Genomic DNA, 23,118 nt, shown 5'->3' on the forward strand with positions numbered 1-23,118 from the left:
CGAGATGTCGATCATCGTATTAAGGATCTTGTTCTTCAACTTCGCGTCAGATAGCTCGCGTTCTAAACGCTTGATCTTCTGGGCAGGGGTTTCTTTGGATTTTGGCATTTGATGTCGAATTGGGTTGCTCCAATCTAAGGTACCATGTTTTCTCAACCAGACCAAAACAGTACTTCTACCTTGAATGCCATAAGCCTTCTGTGCCTGCTTATAGGTCATTTCGCCTTTTTCAACTTGGGAAATAACGGCCAATTTAAAACCTAGATTGTAATCGCGTTGTGTCCGCTTATTACCTGTAATCTTTGAATGTTTCATAAATAAGTCGATTTTGTGTCAACTTATTTTAGGACGGGACACATTGTTATAGTAAATAAGCCACCTTAAATGGTGGCTTTATTTTACTACTCATTTGCTAGCTCTGTTTATATTAATGAGGCCCGGTGACACCGGTCAGGATAATTGTCATTTTGGCTTTTTGATTAAGAAATCACTAAAAATAAGGGCTTCATTTTCCTACTTTCTTAATAATTTAAACTAAGTCTATTTTTCTTCGCTTCGGTTATGAATTTTGGCTAATTTAAAGTTGAATAACAACTTAATTCGGCCTAAATCAAATTAATTAAATATGCAACTAGAAGGAAAAAATGTACTTATCACAGGCGGTACTCGAGGTATTGGAAGATGTATGGTACAGGAATTGGTAAAAGGGGGTGTACACAATATTGCCGTAATAGCCCGTGATAAACAAAACTTAAAAGAGTTATCTCAAGAATTTGAGGACGTTAAGTTTATGCGCATTGCTGGCGATGTGGCAGACATAGAAGTTTTACGGGAGGCTGCGGCACGTATAGAGGACAAATGGGGGCATTTGGATATCCTGATCAATAATGCCGGTATAGTATCTGCCGGTCCTTTGGAGGATATACAGGATGAAGACCTTTATGATCAAGTAGCGGTAAATATTACTGCTGTGCTTTTGCTTACTAAATATTGCATACCACTTTTAAAAGCATCCCAAGAAGCTGCTATTTTAAATATATCTTCTGGTTTGGGCCTCTTGGGCATGCCCTTCTATGCGGCCTATGGAAGCACTAAGGCAGCCGTACGCCAATTTTCGGACGCTATGCGAAGGGAACTTGCTCCTTTCAATATAAGTGTTACCTGTTCTTTTCCAACCGCAACGGATACGGATATGATGGAGAAATTTAAGGGTAGAACAATGGATTCTCCGGAATTTGTGGCCCAGCGCACAATAGAAGGATTATTAAATAAAGAATTACATGTAATTTTTGGAGGTGAGGAGCGACTCAAGGAAAATATCATGAATTTTGAAGCTCCTCAAGAATTTGATAAAATAGTGGCAAAGAATTATGAGGACCGAAAAAAAGCAAGTATAGGTCATAAGGCCGTTTAATCCTTACGGGATTAGTAATAGTAAAACACAATTATTCAATATGAAGTATACGCTTATTTATGCAGTAGTAATATGTAGCTCTTTAATATCTTGCAAGGAAACCACAAAGCCAAAGCAGGAGGTTGCCGGGACCGAAGTGGTTGGGGAAGCCAATCCTGGTTCTATACCAATTTCTTGGGTAAATAATAGGGTTGAAAAGGCAAAAAAGAGACTTGATGGGTCTGAAGCGGGAAAAGTGGTTTGGGATGCTATGGAAGCCATGGGAGGATTAAATAAATGGTATGGCAATGGCTATTTGTCCTTTAGATTCAATTATCAACCCTTGGATGGCTCTGTGCCCCGGGATACGTATCAGACTATTGATACATGGAGCAATAAAGCCAGACACCACAGTGTTACGGACAGTACCGCAATTTATGGATGGGATGGAGAGAATGCTTGGGTAACTGCCAAGGACAGTACCACCTTTAAATATAATTTGCGATTTTGGGCCTTGACCCCTTTATATCTTGCCGCACAGCCTTTGGTGTTGGACGGGGAAGGTGTTAATTTGGAGTTGTTGCCGCAAGTAAATTATAAGGATACACTACAGGATGTGGTGAAAGTAACATTCGATTCAGGGACTGGTGATGCTCCGGACGATTATTATATATTGTATTTGGATGCCAAAACGCATCTATTATCAGCACTTCGGTACATAGTTTCCTATCCAGGGTATTTTCCAGATGGGGGGAATAATCCTGAAAAAATTATGGATGTGGTTAGTCGAACTACCGTTAACGGTATTAATTTTCCTTTAAAATTCGATACTTATTGGTCTACGGAGGACGGTCAACCAAAAGGTGAGCCTATCACCACTATTGAATTGAGCGATATAGAGTTCCAAAGTCAGTTGGAGGAAGGTTTTTTTGAACGTCCAGAAGGAGGAATGCTCTTGGAAGGTCTGTAATGAATATAATATAAAAGAGGTGATTTTCAATTTTGAAAATCACCTCTTTTGTTTTGCTTATGTGCGGATATTACAATGTACCCTGGTTTTGTTGGCTGGTAAAGATATTATGAAGTACAGCTAACTTTCTTTAATGTAAAACTCCCTTTTTATTATAGGCTGCCGCCGCTGCGCCAATAATGCCGGCATGATTTTGCAATTCTGCAGGTATTACCGGGGTTTCAATACTGATATAATCCTTAAACTCGTCCCAATCCTTAGAGGTGCCCCCTCCTAATATAATTAGGTCCGGAGATACGATCAATTCAACCAATTCCAAGAAGACGTTAAATCGCTTGCCCCATTTCTTATAACTAAGTTCTTCCCTTTCCTTGGCCGAAGCCGCAGCCCAAAGCTCAATTTTATCATACTTTTTATAAGGAATCTGACCCAATTCAAAATTAGGGATCAATTCTCCGTTGTAAAAGGCACCGCTACCCAAACCTGTTCCTATAGTGATCATCACTACAAGACCTTCCTTGCCCCGGCCTACACCAAAATTCATGGATGCGTATCCTGCGGCATCGGCATCGTTTACCACGGTAACAGGCAATCCCGTAGCTTCGCTGAACAATTCATTAACATTAACACCGGCCCATTTTTTATGTAAATTTCCCGGAGTTTTGCAGATGCCATTTTTTATAACGGTAGGAAATCCACAGCCTATAGGTCCGCTATAGTCAAAATGTTTTACGATTTTGGCTACAACTTCGGCCATGGGTTTTGGTTTTCTGGATTTTGGAGTGGGTATCCTAAACCGCTCCGTTATCATTTCACCAGTTTCCATATTCACTAAAGCTCCTTTTATGCCCGAGCCACCGACATCTATTCCTAGGATTTCCATGTATTATATTAAAATATTTGTAAACAAAGTAACAAAAAACTTTTGGGAGTTGTGGTATGCATATCTCAAGGACAGACTTTTGTAGTCCTGATGAGCCTTGCTAACACAATTGCAACAATAGTCTTCCTGATGCTTATTAATTCTTTAGTCCTCTTCATATAGGCCCGTATTTCCCTTTTCCAACAATGGCATAAGAGACTGGACGATGTCCTGGTTTATATGGGCTATATTTTTGGTTTCGTAAGGGTCCGAAACATGATCGTATAGTTCCACCGTGGGTTCCTCCTTTCTAAAGTATTTGGTTAATCTGTATCTATCGGTTCTCAACGAAATACCATTTCTGAAATAGCTGTAGGCTACCTGATCGGTATTGGGTTTATCGGCAATAAAACTGTCCCTAAAGCTTTCCCCGTCTATTTTATGTTTCATATCTATACGGCACATTTCCATTATGGTTGGATAAATGTCCACGGTCTCTACGATGGTTTTTATATTTTTATTCTGATGTTCTTCAAAGGGCGATCTTATGATCAAGGCACTATTCAAGGCATTTTCAAACAGGGTGTGTTTTCCCCAAACCCGCTGATCTCCCAGATGCCAACCGTGGTCCCCCCATATCACGATAATGGTATTTTTATCCAACCCCAATACTTTTAGTTCATCCCATATCATCCCTATTTGCGCATCGATATAACTTATGGAAGCTAAATAGGCATGTCCCAACTTTTTTGCATAATCAATGGAAGCTGGTTCTGATAGGTTGGGAAGTTCATCGCCAAGGGCGTATCCATTAAATTCGCCGCTTTCATGTAAACTTTTCAAGTTTATGTTTTCTGGAATATTGGGATTTGGGGAAACAGGTATCTGTTCCCTGTCATAAAGGTCCCAGTACCTTTTGGGTGCATTAAACGGAAGATGTGGCTTAAAAAATCCAACTCCCATAAAAAAGGGGCTTTTCTTGTCCTTTAGTTCCCTGAGTTTTGCAATGGCCAGTTCGGTGGTAAGTCCGTCTGGATAACCCTTGTCGTTCACTTCCCCTGCCTCATATGGCTTTACCTGCTTCTTTAGGCTTTGACGGTTTTCTCCGTTAGCGTAAGCAAAGAAGGCGTTCCAACCTGTGCCCCATTTACCCGGATTGAACAAGAGTTCATCCCAGCTATGTGGTAGCTCTTTTTTTGTGGAAACCGGTTCTTCATAACCGTAGACCAGACCATCGGCAGAGTGACTAATTTTGCCTATGCCAACAGTGTAGTAACCGTTTCTTTTCAGTTGATGGATAAAACTCTCGGGAATATCATTTTCTTTCTTGCCCGATATTTCTTCTTCAATGGCACTGTTCCTCAAATGTGCTGGCTTCATTGGTCGCATCCCCGTCAATAGGGCATAACGGGAAGCCCCGCAGGTGGGGACCTGAACAAAATGGTTGTTAAAAACAGATCCTTCTGAGGCTATAGCGTCCATATTGGGCGATTTTACTACAGGGTGGCCATATACGCCCAATTCCGTTCTTAGGTCGTCAACGGCAATGAACAGCACGTTGGGCGGTTTTTGCCCTTGCTGGCATTGCAAATTGCTAGTCAAAAGGACTAGGATGATAAGTGGGGCAAATAGCTTTTTAAAAATGGTCGGCATGGGCAAATTAAGTTCATGGTTTAAAATTACTTCAAATATAACGGCTAATCCAATATCAAAACAATTGGTCCGAATCTTTAAGGAAATCGAATATTAATGTATCAACTTCGCATACATTTTTCCGGTCTTGATATCTCAGCCAAACAATTTCTCCTAGTTCCGGGTCAATTGACATTTCTCCTGAATAGGAGGAAAAATAACAGGTTTTTCTAACTAAGATTCCAGGTCTCTTGCCATCGGCCTGAGCTTCAAAAACACCAATATATTCAAAAGAGGAAATATCCAGGGATATGTTCCAATCCTCCATTATTTTTTGGGTGAGCACCATTACATCGGACACTTTTGGATCTTTTTGTGTACCGGGAAGCATATACTTGGTCTTTTCCTTAGGCCTTAAGGCCAATAGCTTTTTATCCACAATATGGATCCATGCCAGTTGATCCAAAATTTCTTCTGAAGGTTCAATGTAATAGTCAATAGAATTTAAGGAGTGGTTTTTGTCCAAGAAATCAAGGAGCTTATCTATTGCAGAGCCAAACTTGGTGAGTGTGCCCAATTTGTTGTTTCTGCCTAGGGCGCTGGAAATGGTCTCGTCCCTATTTCCAAATTTATAGCCGCCTTTTTTGATCCACAATAGGTTTAGGAGATGTTGCATCCCTACATTTCCCAATTGGTCTATAGAGATGGCTATTTTTAGAAGATACTCGCCAAGTCCTACTATGCCCTTTTTGAATAGCCCATGAAAAATACCATATATAAAGCCTAAAGGAACGGTAAGTATGAACAAAAAGATGGAGATGAAGAACAGGAGGATCCCAATTAAGGGATTCACCTTTTTGTCCACCTTATAGGTTTGTTTTTTTAAAATCATTGGCTTTGGTTGGTTGCTTAAAGATATAAATTAATTTTTGCGGTAGGGAAAGGTTTTTATGCGATGTTGGAAATTGTAAAATGAATTATTTTCAATTCTTAAATATCCAACTGCAATACAATCAAATAAATGTTATATTTGAGAAATTCAAAATTTTTTGGGATGGCCTAATAAAAAAGTTGTGTTCCAATATTGTTTTTACTTCCAATCATATTATGTATAATTTAAGCTTCTCCTTTAAATCTCAATAATCTTATTAATATCCTGTTTAGATGAAAAATTACATTGCGCTTTTTCTTGGTGTGTTTATTATTTTCCTTTCTTCCTGCTCCAGTAATATTAGGGAGGGAGAGCCGCGGATTTTGGTTTTTTCCAAGACCATGGGCTTTAAGCATGCTTCCATACCCGCGGGCCTGCAAGCTATCCAAAAGTTGGGGGTAGAGAGTAATTTTCTTGTGGATACGACCAAAAATGCCGAAGTCTTTAATGATGAAGATTTAAAAAAGTATTCTGCCATTGTTTTTTTAAGCACTACCGGCAATATATTGGATGCCAAGCAGGAAGCGGCATTTGAAAGGTATATTCAGGCCGGTGGAGGCTTTGTTGGTGTTCATGCTGCAACAGATACCGAATATGATTGGGGTTGGTATGGAAAATTGGTAGGGGCTTATTTTGATAGCCACCCTGCAGGTACCCCGGAAGCGGATTTTATCATCAAGGACAACTCCTTTGCTGCTACCAAAATGTTTAAGGATACTATTTGGCATAGATCCGATGAGCTTTATAATTTCAAGAAATTGAATCCCGAGGTAAACGTGTTGATGACCGTAGACGAAGAGACCTATGAGGGGGGTAAGAATGGGGAACATCATCCTATGAGTTGGTACCACGAATACGATGGTGGCCGAGCCTTTTATACGGCCCTGGGCCATACAGCTGAAAGTTTCTCCGAAGATTTGTATTTAAAGCATTTACTTGGAGGGATTAATTATGCCATTGGGAAGAATGAGACCCTAGATTATTCAAAAGTAACTTCACAGATTCCTCCAGATTCCGATCGTTTTACTAAGGTTACCTTAAAGTATGGGGAATTTTTTGAGCCTACCGAAATGGCCATTTTGCCCAATAATGATATTTTGATATCCCAAAGAAGGGGAGGGATCATGCTTTATAAAAACGCTACCCAAGAGTTGTCGCAAGTCGGATTCTTGGATGTGTACCATAAAACTTTAAATACACCCGACGTAAATGCGGAAGAGGGGTTGATGGGATTGCAAAAGGACCCGAATTTTGAAGCCAATCATTGGATTTATGTTTATTATAGTCCAACTGGTGATAAGTGGGTCAATAGGTTGTCTAGATTCAAGTTTGAGAACGATGTCTTTGATATGGCATCCGAACAGATTATCCTAGAAGTGGATAGTCAGCGAGAAATATGTTGCCATACCGCGGGTTCCATAGCCTTTGGTCCGGATAATATGTTGTATTTGTCCACAGGGGACAATAGTACCCCCTTTAATGAAAAAGGGGCTAAGTATACCAATAAAGGGTATGCGCCGTTAAACGATCTTCCTGGAAAGGAACAGTACGATGCCCGTAGGTCCTCGGGGAATACCAATGACCTTAGAGGCAAGATATTGCGTATAATAGTAAATGAGGACGGTAGTTATAGTATCCCGGAAGGCAATTTATTCCCCAAAGGAACACCTAAGACCAGGCCTGAAATTTTTACCATGGGCCACCGAAATCCTTATAGAATTTCTGTAGATCCCAAAAAGGGATATGTGTATTGGGGAGATGTGGGCCCTGATGCCCGAATAGATAGTTTGGAAACTAGAGGGCCAAGGGGATACGATGAAATGAATCAGGCCAGGGAAGCAGGTAATTTTGGGTGGCCTCTGTTTGTTGCCGATAACAAACCTTATCGCAGTTATAATTATGCTACAGGGGAGAGCGGGGATGCTTTTGATCCTGCCAAGCCTATCAACGATTCAAAAAACAATACGGGGCTTAGGGAGCTTCCGAAGGCTATGCCGGCCTATGGTTTTTATCCCTATGTGGCGTCCCAGGAGTTTCCTCAGACCGGAACTGGAGGTAGGAATGCCATGGCCGGACCTGTTTATTATTCGGACCTTTATAACGGTCCCAATGCCTTGCCCGAATATTATGATGGTAAGGTGTTGGTTTACGATTGGATAAGGGGTTGGATGATGGCCCTGAGCCTGTTTCCCAATGGGGAATTCAATAAGATGGAGCCTTTTGCTGATCAAATTAAGGTAAATAATCTAATAGATATGGAGGTAGGTCCTGATGGTAGGGTTTATCTTTTGGAATACGGTAGCGGTTGGTTCTCGAAGAATGACGATTCGGCCTTAAGTTATATTGAATATAATGGAGGCAATAGGCCTCCGGTGGTAGAAAGTATTACGGTGGACAAAACCTCGGGAAAACTACCGTTGACCATTACTGCCAAAGTTGTGGCAAGCGATAGGGAAGAGGATGCTATGACCTATATGTGGGATTTAGGGAATGGGGAAACCAAGGAAACTGCCGCCCCTGAGCTAACCTATACCTATGAAAATGAAGGCGACTATTTCATATCCACTACAGTAATGGATAGTAAGGAAGCTTCGGTTAAAAGTGAGCCGATTAATATAGTTGTAGGTAATTCCAGGCCGGAAGTTTCCATAGATATTAGCGGTGGTAATACAGCCTCATTTAAGCCAGGTACGCATATAGATTATAAGGTTTCCGTTACAGATCCGGATGGTTCGGCCATAGATGAAAATAACATATTTGTCTCTGTAGATTATTTGGAAGGAATGGATGAGGCCTCACTATCGTTAGGACATCAAGAGGTTTCGGCGGCCGTTACCGGTAAGGCATTAACGTTGGCTTTGGATTGTAAAACCTGCCACAAGGAAAAGGAAAAATCTGTTGGTCCAATGTACCGTGATATTGCCGAAAAATATAAGAATGATAAAAAAGGACTTAGCTATCTGCAAGGAAAGATAATTTCCGGAGGCAGCGGGGTTTGGGGAGAAGTAACCATGCCTGCCCATCCCAACCTTACCAAGGATGAGTCCAGGCAGATAGGATTGTACATACAGTCACTGGCCAGCACAGCGGTCAAAAAGAAATCTTTGCCGGCGGAGGGAACCATTAAACCAAATCCGGTAAAAGGGACAACGGTAATGGTGATAACCGCTAGCTATACGGATCAAGGCGGAAACAATGTGAAACCCCTTACAGGGTCCAAGTCCGTAGTATTGCAAATGGATACCGATGTTGTTAATGTTGGGGCCAGGTAATGGGAATTTGGTTGTTTTCTTTTTTATGGATACCTAATTGTGTGGTAATATATAGGGAGTTGCTGGAGTAATCCAGGGCAGCTAGTGTTATAGGGGATTGCAAATTGGGATTTTAAGTGGCCTGGTCATTACAGGGTTATTTTGTTGACTTGGGGCAGTTGGTGATCGATATCCTTCGGGTCAGTGATTCATCCAATTTTTAAATTCGGTGGCTTTTGCCTTGCTAACAATTACTTGTTCTATATGGGGCGGTATTACGCTAATGATTAGCTTACCATTAAAATATTGTTTTATCCCTGCAATGGCATCCCTTTGTGCAATGAACTGCCGATTTAGTCTGTGAAAGTTGGATGGGTCCAGGTCGTTTTCAATATCCTCCAATTTCTGATCAATTATATGGGTTTGCCTGTCTTTTGTTACCGCCTTGACTATCCCGTTTTCAATAAATAAATAGGCAATTTTTTCTGTTTTCAAAGGAATTAGTTCGTCCCTGTAATGCACTAAATACATAGATTTATAGGTCTTTTTTTGGTCCTTTAAAAGACTTAGAAGTCCCTCGACCTGATTGGTAATAAGCCCTTTGCCCTTTAATTGCCCTTTAAACTGTGCGAGGCTTACTTCCAATTCATCCTCGTCTATTGGTTTTAACAAATAATCAATGCTATTTAATTTGAATGCCTGTAAGGCATATTGGTCATAAGCAGTGGTAAAAATAATTGGGGCATCAATTTTAACGGCATCAAAAATTTCAAAAGAAAGTCCGTCGGCCAGATGAATGTCCATAAAAACAAGGTCGGCTTCCTGATTTTTTGAAAAATAATCAATAGCCGTTTTCACTGAATCCAAAACGGCCAATACCTCTAGATTATCCTGTAGGTTTTTGAGCATATAGGCAAGATTTTCACTTGCAGCCAATTCATCTTCTACAATTACTATTTTCATGTCATTTTGTTCAAGGGTAGTTTTACTCTAAAAATATCGCTCTGATTGTCTATAATTATTTGTTGTTTGCGAATCATATAATAACGCTTGTACAGGTTTAGAAGACCATTCCCAGTTCCTTCTGCCAAGGTAGAGCGGGGCCGTACTTTGTTTTCCACATAAATACAATCATCCTGTGAATAGATATTGACTTTCAAAGGATGTGTTTCCGAAATTTCATTGTGCTTCACTGCGTTTTCTACTAATAATTGTAAGGCCAAAGGGGGTATTTTTCTGTCCAGATAACTTTCGTCTATAGTTATTTCTATTTGAAAACGGTTCCTATATCTCGTCTTTATTAAATAAGTATAACTGTCCAGGAATTTAAGTTCTTCCTTCAGAGCAACTAGATCCCTGTCACTGCTCTGCAATATATAGCGGTACATAAAGGATAGCTTTTTAACAAACATGGTAGCCTCCTTATTGTCCCGGATAAGGGAGTTTAGGGAGTTTAGTGAATTAAAGAGAAAATGGGGGTTAATTTGATTTTTAAGGGCCGAAAGTTCATTTTGAAGGTTCTGCTGTTTCAAATGCTCGTTTTCCAATATGTTTTGGCGCTGAATAATTTGAAGCCTCAAAATTCTGGAAATGAAAATAATGATGATAAGGACCACTATGAATATAAAAACTTGAAAATCCTCTTCCCTATTGGAGACGTCTTTGTCCACCAAATAGGGATATATGAAATCTAAAAGTAAAACCGTGGACACTAGGATTCCAAGGTTGCCTGAGAGTCGCAATGCCCAAACAATTAAACGGTTCCTTTTGGGAATACGATAAATCCAATTGGTGTTGAATTGCAGTGTGGCCCAAGAAAAAAGGAAGAAAAACCAGAATTTTAAATCAAGGTCCACAAACAGTTCGCTAGAAAAAATCTCTTTGTTAAAACCGGTTGTCCTGAAAAGGGAAATGGTTAGCGGTAGGGTCACTAAAACAGCAATTAGTAGGGCTATCTTAATTATTTCAAGCTGTTTTACCTGTTTTATACTTTCCATATTACCTTTGTTGTTTTAAATATACTTCATTACACCTCCCTATCATAGTTCTCAAGATGGATTTTATAGTTCTTCCGGTTTGGAGCGAAAAAAGCCCCTGAATATAATCAAGGGCTTATAGGTGATAAACTTATGTAACTTTATTATTGTTATTTGGCATAAGCATTGAATCCCTTGGGCAAATAGTTCATTACTTCAAAGCCAAGATCGATCTCTTCCTCAATTTCTTCTACAACAATATCGTTTAGGTCCAGTTCCATGCCTTCGTATGCATTGAAACCAATTGGAAGGTATTGGGCCGGGTCAAAACCGAGTACAATATCTTCTTCCAAGTCCTCAACAACAATTGTATCGAGGTCTAATCCCATGCCCATATAAGCGTTGAAATCCAACGGAAGGTAGAGGGTTGGATCAAAATTAAGCACAATTTCTTCCTCATCCTCAATAAGGTTAATATCCTCTATGCTTAAATTTCTTACTTCTTCATCCATAAGCAATCCTTCCATAAATGGATTGTGGGGGTCGTATGAGGTGTTTGTTAGACAATCACTGTCTAAATTATTTGGACATTCCACTTTTCCTGAAAAAGAAAATAGCAAAAGTGATGTTAGCACAGTACCCAATAATAGAACTGATTTTTTCATGATATTTATTTTTGTATTATTTTGATTTGAACTTAATTTCTTTGGCAAAGATAGGGTCCGTGATAGGGGGTAATCAGCTTATTTCAAGTGAAACGTACAAAAAGGAAAGTGAAGTGTCTTTGAAAGCGACTCAACTGATGAGGATATGATTAAATGGAAGGAATGTTGCCCTATTATGGGCTAGTTTAAAGCTGTTTAAATGAAAATTGCGGTCGCGTTGGTCAGCTAGGTTATAGCAGCTGAGGTACTTGCAATTGTGATCTTTTTATAATTTTTTTTGGGAAATATTGCTCCAGGGCACCTATACTGCCCTCTGTATTACCTCAAACACTTTGTTGCCATCGCACTTCAAGGTTTTGGAAGGGTATTTTAGTATAAGGGCATAGTCATGGGTGGCCATAAGAATGGTCCGTCCTGTTTTGTTTATATCCTGTAGCACCTTCATTACTTCTACACTGGTCTGGGGGTCGAGATTCCCGGTAGGTTCGTCTGCCAGGATTAGATCCGGATCGTTGAGCAGTGCACGGGCTATAGCAATACGTTGCTGTTCCCCTCCGGAAAGTTCATGAGGAAATTTAAAACCTTTTGTTTTCATTCCCACCTTGTCCAAAACATCTTCTATCTTGGCGTTCATCTCACTAGGGTCTTTCCAGCCGGTAGCCTTTAGAACAAAAAGAAGGTTGTTGTTGACGTTGCGATCTGGCAATAATTTAAAATCTTGAAAAACCACTCCCAATTTTCTTCTCAAATATGGAATTTCCTTTTCCTTCAAGGTGGTAAGATCGAAATCTACAATATGGCCACTTCCTTGTTTTAATGGCAGGTCGCCATATAAAGTTTTCATAAAGCTACTCTTTCCACTGCCTGTCTTTCCGATAAGATATACGAATTCCCCTTTTTTAATCTCAAGGCTAATATCGTTCAATACTAAATTTTCCCCTTGAAATACGGCTACATCCTTCAATCGCAATATGCTTTCGCCCATAGTTTTTAATGTTGATATAAAAGTAATAAGTTCCTTTGGAATTAAATCAAATCTTCTTTAAAAATCTTTTTCTTTATCATATACTTAGGGACAATATTTATCGTTATATAATTTAATTACGGTAATTCTTAACTTCTAGAGAACACTATGCTAAGAAAAAAAACCGCTGTAATACTGTGTTTTGTTGGGTCTTTATTTTACGTAAACGCCCAAGAATCCGAAATCTATACTTTTGACCAAAAGGACTACCAGGAAGCTTTGGCCTTGTATAACAATAAACAGTATCAGGCAGCTCAGACTATCTTTGAAAGAGTAAAAAACAATACCAGGGATGAAGAGACCCAGGCCAACAGTGCTTATTATGCCGCTACTGCAGCAATTCGCCTAAATCAGTTGGGGGCCGACAGGTTAATGGAAGACTTTGTTGAAAAGTACCCAACTTCTACAAAACGTAATTCAGCTTATCTCGATGTTGCCGATTATTATTTCGCAACCGGAAAATATCCTTATGCCTTAAAATGGTATGCCAAGGTAGATCAAAGTTCCATGTCCAGAAAGGATAAGGAACGCTTCAATTTTAACAACGGCTACGCCTTGTTCTCCTCTAACAAACCAAAGGAGGCCGAACGTTACCTAAACCAGGTGACCACTTCTCCAACCTATGGTTCCCAGGCCAAGTATTACTTGGGATATATTGCGTATCAGCAGGACGATTATGTCCAGGCCAATCAGCGTTTCGATCAGATAACCGACCAAGAATTGTTGGAGGAAAAGCTATCCTATTATCAGGCGGATATGAACTTTAAATTGGGCAAGTTTGAAGAAGCTATCGCCTTGGCGAAAAAACAATTGCCAAAATCTGATAGAAATGAAGTATCGGAGCTCAATAAAATTATTGGGGAGAGTTATTTCAACCTAAAACAATACGCCAATGCCATTCCTTATTTAACCGAATACAAAGGGAAAAGAGGTAAGTGGAGCAATACCGATTATTATCTATTGGGCTATTCCTACTACATGCAGGGGGATTATGCCAATGGAATACAGCAATTCAATAAAATAATTGACGGCAACAACGATGTTTCCCAGAATGCCTATTATCATTTGGCGGAATGCTATTTAAAACTCGACAAAAAACAAGAGGCATTGAACGCCTTTAGAAATGCTTCCCAGATGGATTTCAATCCGGAAATTCAAAAGGATGCCTATTTAAATTATGCCCGACTGAGTTATGAAATAGGGAATGCCTATGAGCCAGTTCCTAAGGTATTGACCAATTATTTGGAAAAATACCCAAATGATCCCAATAAAGCGGAGATGCAGGAGCTTTTAGTGGATTCTTACATCACTTCCAAAAATTTTGCCGGTGCCATGGAGCTTTTGGAGAAAAACAAAAACTTTGCCAGTAAGGCTACCTATCAGAAAGTAGCATTTTACCGGGGAGTTGAATTGTTCCTGGAGGGAAATTACGAGGAGGCATCGGGCGTGTTTAAGAAATCCTTGGACAATGCCGAAGACCAATACTTTAAGGCAAGATCCAGCTATTGGAAGGCGGAATCGGATTATAATATGAATCGTTTTGATGATGCCCTGACCGGATATCTTCAATTCAAATCAAATCCGAGTGCCAGAGCAACTCCTGAATTTAAGGACTTGAATTACAATCTGGCATATACCTATTTCAAATTGAGAAATTATAACAATGCCATATCTGCGTTTTCCGGTTATGTGGAGACCAATAACGGCGATAGCGAAAAACTAAACGATGCCTATCTACGTTTAGGGGATAGTTATTTTGTAAGTAGCAAATATTGGCCGGCCATAGAGACCTATAACAAGGCAATAGCACGGAATAGTGCTTCTAGCGATTATGCTGCCTACCAAAAGGCATTGAGCTATGGGTTTGTGGACAGGAGCGCTACCAAAATAGAGGAGCTTTCCAATTTTGTGTCCAGATATCCCAATTCAACACTTAAGGATGATGCCTTGTTTGAACTGGCCAATTCCTATGTAAGGGCCAATAATACGGAAAGAGGGTTGCAGTTGTACGATCAGCTCACTATGGATTACAAGGGCAGCTCTTTGGTGCCACAGGCCATGCTTCGCCAGGGATTGGTGCACTACAATGCCAATCGTAATGAACAGGCTTTGGCCAAATTTAAAACGGTGGTAAGGGACCACCCCAATACTCAGGAAGCGCTTCAGGCGGTAACTACGGCCAAGCTTATTTATGTAGATCTGGGTAGGGTGAATGAATATGCCCAATGGGTAAAAGGTCTGGATTTTGTAGAGGTTACGGATACAGAACTGGACAACGCTACTTTTGAATCTGCGGACAAACAATATATTGAAGGTAATCAGGATGCGGCCATAAAGGGATATGAAGCCTATATTAAACAATTTCCAAACGGATTGAATGCCTTAAAGGCCAATTTTAATTTGGCCCAATTGTATTTTGGCAAAGGACAGAAGGACAGAGCATTACCCTACTTTAAGAACGTGGCCGGTAAAGGGACCAATGAATATGCCGAACAGGCACTTACAAGGGTGTGCGAGATCTTTGTAAGCAAAAATGATTATGTAACGGCCATTCCGTTTTTGGAGGAACTGGAAGCCAAGGCGGAAATTCAGCAGAATATCACCTTTGCCCAGTCCAATTTAATGAAGGGTTATTATGAGCGGTCGGACTACACCAAGACCATTCAGTATGCCACTAAGGTGTTATCCAATTCCAACATAGATAATCGTATAAAAAGTGATGCACAAATAATGATCGCTAGATCGGCCATTAAGACCAATGATGAGAACAGGGCGGAAAAGGCGTATGGGGAAGTGCTAAAAATTGCAACCGGGGAATTGGCGGCAGAAGCACTTTATTACGACGCTTATTTTAAAAACAAGTCTCAGAATTACGAGGATTCCAACGCTTCGGTTCAAAAATTGGCCAAGGATTATGCGGGGTATAAGGAATGGAGCGCCAAAGGCTTGATCATTATGGCCAAGAACTTCTATGCCTTGGGAGATGCTTTCCAAGCAACCTATATTTTGGATAGTGTTATCGCCAATTTCGGGGATTATCCGGAAATAGTGGCCCAAGCCAAGCAGGAGTCGTCTATTATTAAGGCAAAAGAAGCTCAAAGTAATTCCTCTATTAATCCAGAGGGAAATTAAAATTTCCTTGCAAAAAGAACACAATATGCACAAGCACATTAAAATATCCATATTTGCTATTCTAGGTTTTCTACAGATCGGATTGGCACAGGACGATAAAAAAGATTTAGGTACGGAAACGGTGACAGTGGTAAAAGCCTATTCACCTACCATTTCGGATGCGTTTAAGGTGAAGTCGGTACCTACTTTGAACGATTCCATAGTTTTACAAAAAAAGCCCATCAAATACAGTATATTTTCCGTTCCCGTTGCTTCTACTTTTACCCCTTCCAAGGGTAAGGCTTCCGGGGTGAAAAAGCTGCCGCCGGAAAAAATATATAACTCCTATGCATCCATAGGGCTGGGCAACTATAATAACGCCCTGGCAGATTTCTATACCAGCAGCGCCCTTAACAGGGATGAAAGATTGGATTTGAGTCTAAACCACCACTCCTCTAGGGGGGAAATAGACGGAACCGCTTTGGACAACATATTTTATAATACCAAATTGGACGCTAGTTATACCAAAAAGGACAGGGATATAAGTTGGGGAGCCAATATAGGGGCACAGCATCAATTATATAATTGGTACGGAATTCCCAATGGCTATTACACAGAGGAACTAGTGAATGGCATAGATGAAAAACAGATCTATTTTAATGCATTTGCAGGAGGATTTGTGGAAGTGGAGGATTCCTTTTTTAAAAGTGCCAATTTGTTCTATAGACGGTTTTGGGATTCTACCAAATCGGGTGAAAATAGGGCAGTGCTAAAGCCTGCCTTCGAATTTCCTTTGGGGGATGAGTTATTAACGCTTAAGGCCAAGGTTGACTATTTGGGCGGCAAGTTTAAAAATGGCCAGGTGGCCAATGATTCCAATGTTCCCGGAATAGATTATTCGCATTTGCAAGTGGGCATAAATCCCAATATAAATATTTTAGGGGACGATCTTTCGCTTAATCTGGGGGTGAATTTAGTGTATGGCATGGATCTGGAAAACAGTGAGGGCAACTTCTATATTTATCCTACAATCACGGCATCCTATCGTTTGTTGGATGAGGTGGCCATTGCTTACGGTGGGGTAGAAGGTGAGTTGAAGCAAAACTCCTTCTATGGATTTGTAGAAGAGAACCCATATGTTTCCCCTACCTTGGAAATGCAACCTACAGACCAACAATATGATGCCTACATAGGCCTAAAAGGACAATTATTACCTAATCTTAGCTACAATCTTAAGGGCTCCTATATGGCGGAAAATAGAAAACCACTATTTTTGCTAAACCCTGAAAATACCTCCAGGACAGATGAAAAAGGGTATTTCTATGGAAATAGCTTCCAGGTGTTTTATGATGATGTAAAGACTTTAGGAGTTTTTGGTGAATTAAATGTAGATATAAACCGTAATTTTAGCCTTGGGATTAATGCCCAAGTGTATGATTACGATACGGAAACCGATAATCCTGCCTGGAATTTGCCAGGTCTAACGGCCTCTATGTTTATGGATTATCAAATAGGGGAGAAGTGGTTCATGGGTGCCAACCTCTTTTATGTGGGTGAACGAGACGATCTTTACACTATAGCCTCCCCGGGAACTTTGCCGGAAGATTTTGCAATGACTCCGGTAACCTTGGATAGCTATTTTGATGCAAATGCGCATATTGGCTACCGCATAAATGAGCAACTGTCGGTTTTTGCAAAGGCCAATAATATAGCCAACCAGAATTATATGCGTTGGAACAATTATCAAGTACAGGGTTTCCAGGTTTTGGCCGGTGCCACGTACAAGTTTGATCTATAGATGAAAAAGTAATATTTGGAATTAGCGGTTGGTCATGATCTGCCAAAAACCCCGTGGTATTTTATGGTCGCCGTAAATGTACCTTCTGCCTTTAGACTTTTATCTTGAAAGGCAAAAAGGCAGTAAGGTATTTTTATTTTAAGTAGGACTGGCCTATTATGTGAGTGTAGGATAATATTGGGACCAGTTGTTCCAGCTTTACCAGAACATAAGATTTTTTTCAAACAGTGCCGGACTATTTAAACTAGTTAATATTTGGAAAAATGTCCCTTTTAATATTGCCCCATTCGTAACCCTCACGGTACATTTGGTCACAGAATAGGAAAAAAGATTCCTTTTTGTTCTAGGATAGGTTTCTTTTGCTGTATAGATAAATATTAATTATAAAACTTTATAAGAATGAAAAATTTTGGAAAATTGTTTTACGCTTCTCTTTTTTTTGTTTCCTGTAGTATGTCGCTTTTGGCTGAAACCCCAGGCCATGGTAATTATTGTTCCGATACTATAACGGAACTCGTGGATGAGGTGTATAAATCTCCTATTGGTACATGGGAATATACAGTGGCGGACGTTCCTTATGAATACAGTGCCGGAGTATTGATTATTACCAAGGAAAAAAATGAGTATAAGGTGTTGGTAAAGGCCAATAATAATACTCTCACGGCTTCGGATGTAAAGGTAAATGATGATAAAGTAAACTTTTCGGTTTATATTGAAGGAGGAAAAGTACAAGTTTCCTTACAAGTAAAGGACGATGTTATAAATGGCAACGCCAATTCTTCGGAAGGTTCATTTTCATTGAAAGGAAAAAAGAAATAGATCCTAAATTTTTAAAATTCAGACAAGGTCAATTGTCTATAGGCTTTACAAACATCCCTGAATATGGGGATGTTTTTTTATTTTTGAGAATATGTACTTAAACTTTTGTCTGTGAGGGATTCCTTTTGCCAATAAGTTTTGTTTGCAATTTGTTTAATATGGGGCAGTTCACTGTGGGTTGTAGAAATTGGATAGGAATTTTGTCCGTATTGTGCCTCGGTAGCGTCATGTCCCAAAACCTGGTGGAAAATCCGAGTTTTGAAGCTTTTTTGGAATGCCCGGATCATTTAGGGAACTTTGGGGAAGACCTTAAATATTGGTCAGTACCCACTCTGGGAACTACGGATTATTTTAATTCCTGTAGTCTTAGCATGGGAGTGCCCGTTAATTTTATGGGAGAGCAAACGGCAAAATTTGGGGAGGGTTATTTGGGTTTTTATATGTATGCCCCAGAAGATTATAGGGAATATATTCAAGGGGAGTTTAAGGAACCATTAAAGAAAGGAATTACTTATACACTGTCTTTTTACATTAGTTTGGCCGAGAATTCGGATCATGTTGTTCGTGATTTTGATGTGCTATTGTCATCAAAACCAATAGGGATTAAAATAAAAAAGGGACTCACCAAATGGCAGCTTTCCAAAATTGAAGGGAATAGTTTTACCTATATCGAAATTGTAGGTGACGAATTCATTAATGATGAAAAAGCATGGACCAAGATTTCCACTACCTTTCTTGCCACGGGTGGCGAGCAGTTTATTACTATTGGTAATTTTAATAACAATGCGTCTACAAGACGACAGAAATTGGTTAAGGAAAAAAATGTGAATGGAGCCTATTATTTCCTGGATATGGTCTATGTTGGGGAAGGTATACAGGCCTATGCCTTGGATGAGACCCATATTTTTGAGAATGTACATTTTAATTTCGATGAATTTAAATTAGCGGAAAATGGTGCACTTGAAATAAAGCGGGTCTACAATTATTTACAATCAGATAGTACTTTGAACATTGTCATCAACGGATATACGGACAACTTGGGGACCCCTTCCTACAATAAGGAGCTTTCTGTTAAACGTGCAAAGGCAGTGGCTAATAGATTGGTACAATTGGGTTTGGCCTCGCAAAGAATTACCTACAATGGTTTTGGAGCAACACAACCCCTAGGAAATAATGAGGAGGAAGAGGGTAGGGCACGGAATAGAAGGGTAGAGTTTATAATTTCGAAAACCCTTGAAAAGTAAGCTTTTAAAGGGCTGAGCGATTTTTTTTTAAATACATGTTAAAATTGTTGGCTATAAATGATTGTGGTTCAAACTTTTGGAACTATATTTGATTCACAATAAGTAATTAATTTAAATTTTAGTAATGAGTAGAGGAACAGTAAAATTTTTCAACGATGCCAAAGGATTTGGGTTCATCACAGAAGAAGGTTCTAACAAAGAACATTTTGTACACATCTCTGGTTTAATCGACGAAATTCGCGAAGGCGATGAAGTTGAATTTGAACTAAAAGAAGGAAAAAAAGGATTAAACGCAGTAAACGTTAAAGTTATTTAATATATACTTATTTTAATTTCCTAAGATCTAAAGCCTATCGTTTGATAGGCTTTTTTTTGTTCGTGAGACCCGTATTCCAAAAGCCGCATACGCATTGGAATACGTTAGTCGAACGAACCCCGCCTTTTGGAGGGTTTTCGGTTTAATACCCAGATCTTCGGGCACGTCCCTTATAGGAGTCCAGTATTTGGGATCAATCCCAAAAGTTGTGCGTGAATTGGATAAAGATAGGATAGACTATCCCAGAGTTCGTGTTCTGTTCATTTTTTGCATCGCCCAAAAAACGAACCAAAAAACGCTAGGCTGATTTTTCTTTTCTTGAAATCTACGGACTTTGCACGGCCGCAGCGTCCAGGCCGCTTTCACTAAGGTGAAATGCTCTATGGACGCCTACCTGCACCCGGTGTTAAAACCCCTTGATTTACTACTAAAACAAAAATAGGCCGTTCCTTTGTTCCGTCAACCTATATAGTGTCAATAAATCATTGACCATTTTTGAATACCGTTGAATATTGTCCTTGAAGTCCGTAGTTAGGTCGGTCTTCTTCCGTGGTGGAGATGACATGGCCGTAAAGAATTATTGAAGCCTTGGAAATAATTTAGGCCATGGCATCGGTCCCAAAAATCCAACGATTTTAGGGGCCACATAGTGAAGAAAGGTCTTTTCTCCTGCCCGATGGCAAGGCGGGTTTGTTTCGTTTTATTCATTGCCATTCTATTTTTTTATAAGGTATTCATGAACCTCCTGCGTCGGTTTCATTGGACAGTAAAGAAAATGAAAGAATGATTTTAATAAAATTTTCATTCGATTATGCCCAATAAATAGAGATAAAAACAAACAAAAAACACACAACAAATCATCTCAATCCCAAATTTTTCAGAAACACAACAATTAAGCATGGTCCAGTATTTGGTTTAGGTTTTAATGCTATTTACTAAATGACGAAGTTGGAAATTATTGCTCCTCAAAGTGTTGTGGCTTTATATTTTTAGACTTTAGCTGGACTAAGTTTATATTCTTTATATTGGTTTATGGAAATATGTATTGGTATTAGGGAAAGTTATCCCGATATCAATATTGTTGGTTTTCTTCCTTAACTTAAATTCTACTGTTTTTATGTTTGAATATTTGGAAAAAATAAAATTACTGATCAATAAAATGTCCACGGATCAGCAGGATCAATTGGTCAGTGCCGCTAAAATTGTGGCAGACGTAATTAAGAATGATGGCATAATTCACACCATAGGTACTGGTCATTCTCAAATGATAGGGATGGAAATGTTTGGCAGGGCGTCCAATTTGGCCAACGTAAATGCCATTATGGACGATATGGTGCTTATGGCCAGTGGGGCAAGAAGATCGGCTGAAATGGAACAAATTAGCGGACTTGCCGAAATACTTTGGAATAAGTATCAATTTAATCAGGGGGATGTGTTGATTGTTGTTTCAAATTCGGGAAGAAATGCCTTGCCTCTAGAGATGGCTATGAAGGCCAAGCAGGAGGGATTAACTACCATTGCGATCACCTCCTTGGAACAGTCCAAAAGGTATCCTTCCAGACATCAGAGCGGAAAGAAACTGTATCAGATTGCGGATTTGGTCATTGATAATTGTGTTCCCTCGGGGGATGGGGTTATCTCCATTAATGAACTGCTCATTGGTCCTGCTTCCTCGGTATTGGGCATGATCATTGTCAACATAATCTCGACCGAAGCCATCAAAATAAATTTGGACAGAGGTGTGGATGTCTCTGTTTTTCAAAGTCAGAACATAGATGAGGCCGATAATGAAGCACTCTATCAAAAATATGAATCTCGGGTAAAACACCTTTAGCATTCAATTGGGATTTCTAAAAGAAGTCCAAAAGGGCTACAATTCCATTGTAGGAGATTATAATAGAAAAAAGAAAAGCAGCATATAATCCTACATTTAGGAAGATATTGGCTTTGTGTTGGCCCATCAGCTTTTTGTTATTGATCAGTAAAATAATCCCTAGTATTACCAAGGGCAGTACAAATACATTAAATACTTGGGATAAAATCTGCATTTCTATAGGATTGGCTCCAAAAACAGGGACAATTAGGGCAAAAAGACATGCAACGGCCGTAATTATCTTAAATTGTTTGGAAGTGGTGTCCAATTCCCCGGATTGGTAATCGGCCAATAGGATGGGGGCAATCAATAGGCAGGGAAATATAGAGGACAGACCGGCACTTAAGGTTCCGAAGAAGAATAGGGTCAATGCGAATTTTCCCGCGACCGGTTCCAGGGTATTTACCATATCCAATACTTTAGTGACCGGTTGACCTTGATGAAACAGGGCGCCACTGGCTACGGCCATAACCGATGCACTAATGACAAAGACCAGACAGGCGGCTATTATGGAATCCTTTTTTTGTTGCTTAAGGTTGTTGATATTCCATCCTTTACCCTTGACAAATAATGGGCGGGATAAAAAAGTAGCAGCGGCCATGGTGGTACCCACGAAGGCGGCCACCATCATTTTACCACCTTCCACCTTGGGGATGGACGGTATTAAGCCTTTAGCCACCTCAATAGGCAAGGGGTAGACCATAAAAAGTGATATAAAAAAGGAAAGCCCCATAATGGTAACGAAAATCACCAATATCTTTTCAAAGAAGGCATATTTTCCTACCATGAGGAATCCATACATAACTATAATGACCACAATAGCAATTATTAAAACTGCTTCATATTGATAGCCTTGTAAATTGGGAAAATAGATAAGGAAAATCTCGAAGATAATATTGGCGGAAATTCCTAAGATACCCATAAGTGAATTCCATTGACCAAAGGAAATGCCAACGATTATCATAATGGCAATAAGCTTGCCCCATTTCAGATGGTTTTTAAAGGCAAATAGGGCAGTTTCCCCTGTGACCAGAGCGTAATTGCCATAGGAAAACATTAAGATTCCGGAGAATATACAGCTCAGCAACAAAACCCATAGCAATTGCATGCCGTATGTGCTTCCCGCAACGATCATGGAGGTTACACTTCCTGTACCAATGGTATAGCCAATGGCAAAAATACCTGGGCCGAAGGCTAGTATAAGGGCCAATATTTTTTTTAGAAATGAATTCTTTTTGATCGCGTTTTCCATC

Annotated in this window: 17 protein-coding genes and 1 pseudogene; 9 read left to right on the forward strand and 9 right to left on the reverse strand. The window is 39.7% G+C overall.

Going from position 1 to position 23,118, the window contains the following annotated elements:
* Positions 1 to 315: pseudogene (locus tag BUA60_RS12240) on the reverse strand (IS3 family transposase); the annotation flags it as partial.
* Between the two features lie 310 nt (positions 316 to 625).
* Here BUA60_RS12240 and BUA60_RS12245 point away from each other — a divergent pair.
* Together BUA60_RS12245 and BUA60_RS12250 are read left to right on the forward strand one after the other, a co-directional pair.
* A complete protein-coding gene (locus BUA60_RS12245; RefSeq protein WP_072862092.1) occupies positions 626 to 1,414 on the forward strand; it encodes an SDR family NAD(P)-dependent oxidoreductase in 789 nt (262 codons plus the stop codon).
* 40 nt (positions 1,415 to 1,454) lie between these two features.
* On the forward strand, positions 1,455 to 2,363 hold the full coding sequence (locus tag BUA60_RS12250) for a hypothetical protein (RefSeq protein ID WP_072862093.1): 909 nt from the start codon (positions 1,455 to 1,457) through the stop codon (positions 2,361 to 2,363).
* 130 nt (positions 2,364 to 2,493) lie between these two features.
* Here the strand turns inward: BUA60_RS12250 and ppgK are convergent, their stop codons facing one another.
* The 3 genes from ppgK to BUA60_RS22770 form a co-directional block, all read right to left on the reverse strand.
* A complete protein-coding gene (gene ppgK, locus BUA60_RS12255) occupies positions 2,494 to 3,246 on the reverse strand; it encodes a polyphosphate--glucose phosphotransferase (RefSeq protein ID WP_072862095.1) in 753 nt (250 codons plus the stop codon).
* A 144-nt stretch (positions 3,247 to 3,390) separates the two neighbouring features.
* Positions 3,391 to 4,878, reverse strand: a complete 1,488-nt coding sequence (locus BUA60_RS12260; RefSeq protein ID WP_072862096.1) for a sulfatase — start codon at positions 4,876 to 4,878, stop codon at positions 3,391 to 3,393.
* Between the two features lie 55 nt (positions 4,879 to 4,933).
* A complete protein-coding gene (locus BUA60_RS22770) occupies positions 4,934 to 5,749 on the reverse strand; it encodes an NUDIX hydrolase (protein WP_084532591.1) in 816 nt (271 codons plus the stop codon).
* Between the two features lie 272 nt (positions 5,750 to 6,021).
* On the opposite strand from BUA60_RS22770, the gene BUA60_RS12270 reads away from it, so the two are divergent.
* Complete coding sequence (locus tag BUA60_RS12270) at positions 6,022 to 9,060, forward strand: ThuA domain-containing protein (protein WP_084532592.1); 3,039 nt, start codon at positions 6,022 to 6,024, stop codon at positions 9,058 to 9,060.
* Positions 9,061 to 9,240: 180 nt separating this feature from the next.
* On the opposite strand, the gene BUA60_RS12275 is transcribed toward BUA60_RS12270, so the two are convergent.
* The 4 genes from BUA60_RS12275 to BUA60_RS12290 all read right to left on the reverse strand — a co-directional run bounded on the left by BUA60_RS12275 (position 9,241) and on the right by BUA60_RS12290 (position 12,665).
* Positions 9,241 to 10,002: a LytR/AlgR family response regulator transcription factor gene (locus tag BUA60_RS12275; RefSeq protein ID WP_072862098.1), complete on the reverse strand. Its 762-nt coding sequence runs from the start codon at positions 10,000 to 10,002 to the stop codon at positions 9,241 to 9,243.
* Positions 9,999 to 11,036, reverse strand: a complete 1,038-nt coding sequence (locus tag BUA60_RS12280) for a sensor histidine kinase (RefSeq protein ID WP_072862100.1) — start codon at positions 11,034 to 11,036, stop codon at positions 9,999 to 10,001. Before BUA60_RS12280 ends, BUA60_RS12275 begins: the two co-directional genes overlap by 4 nt.
* 149 nt (positions 11,037 to 11,185) lie before the next feature.
* The gene (locus BUA60_RS12285; RefSeq protein WP_072862101.1) at positions 11,186 to 11,680 is read right to left on the reverse strand and encodes a hypothetical protein; all 495 of its coding nucleotides are present in this window, start codon (positions 11,678 to 11,680) and stop codon (positions 11,186 to 11,188) included.
* 301 nt (positions 11,681 to 11,981) lie between these two features.
* Positions 11,982 to 12,665, reverse strand: coding sequence for a cell division ATP-binding protein FtsE (locus BUA60_RS12290; RefSeq protein ID WP_072862103.1), 684 nt, complete (start codon positions 12,663 to 12,665; stop codon positions 11,982 to 11,984).
* Between the two features lie 147 nt (positions 12,666 to 12,812).
* Here BUA60_RS12290 and BUA60_RS12295 point away from each other — a divergent pair, with 147 nt between their 5' ends.
* From BUA60_RS12295 to BUA60_RS12320, 6 genes are all read left to right on the forward strand, one after another.
* The gene (locus tag BUA60_RS12295) at positions 12,813 to 15,836 is read left to right on the forward strand and encodes a tetratricopeptide repeat protein (protein ID WP_072862104.1); all 3,024 of its coding nucleotides are present in this window, start codon (positions 12,813 to 12,815) and stop codon (positions 15,834 to 15,836) included.
* 25 nt (positions 15,837 to 15,861) lie between these two features.
* Entirely contained in the window at positions 15,862 to 17,613 is a 1,752-nt protein-coding gene (locus tag BUA60_RS12300) for a TonB-dependent receptor domain-containing protein (protein WP_072862106.1), read from the forward strand.
* A gap of 399 nt (positions 17,614 to 18,012) precedes the next feature.
* Positions 18,013 to 18,432: a hypothetical protein gene (locus BUA60_RS12305; protein WP_072862107.1), complete on the forward strand. Its 420-nt coding sequence runs from the start codon at positions 18,013 to 18,015 to the stop codon at positions 18,430 to 18,432.
* Positions 18,433 to 18,590: 158 nt separating this feature from the next.
* Positions 18,591 to 19,676 carry an OmpA family protein gene (locus tag BUA60_RS12310; RefSeq protein ID WP_084532593.1) on the forward strand — a complete coding sequence of 362 codons (1,086 nt, stop codon included), beginning with the start codon at positions 18,591 to 18,593 and terminating at the stop codon, positions 19,674 to 19,676.
* 124 nt (positions 19,677 to 19,800) lie between these two features.
* Positions 19,801 to 19,992, forward strand: a complete 192-nt coding sequence (locus tag BUA60_RS12315) for a cold-shock protein (RefSeq protein ID WP_031442744.1) — start codon at positions 19,801 to 19,803, stop codon at positions 19,990 to 19,992.
* A 1,117-nt stretch (positions 19,993 to 21,109) separates the two neighbouring features.
* Complete coding sequence (locus BUA60_RS12320) at positions 21,110 to 21,826, forward strand: sugar isomerase domain-containing protein (RefSeq protein WP_072862111.1); 717 nt, start codon at positions 21,110 to 21,112, stop codon at positions 21,824 to 21,826.
* A 16-nt stretch (positions 21,827 to 21,842) separates the two neighbouring features.
* Here the strand turns inward: BUA60_RS12320 and BUA60_RS12325 are convergent, their stop codons facing one another.
* Complete coding sequence (locus BUA60_RS12325) at positions 21,843 to 23,117, reverse strand: Nramp family divalent metal transporter (protein ID WP_072862113.1); 1,275 nt, start codon at positions 23,115 to 23,117, stop codon at positions 21,843 to 21,845.
* Position 23,118: the final 1 nt, after the last annotated feature.

The sequence above is a fragment of the Arenibacter palladensis genome, assembly GCF_900129275.1.
Classification (GTDB): domain Bacteria; phylum Bacteroidota; class Bacteroidia; order Flavobacteriales; family Flavobacteriaceae; genus Arenibacter; species Arenibacter palladensis.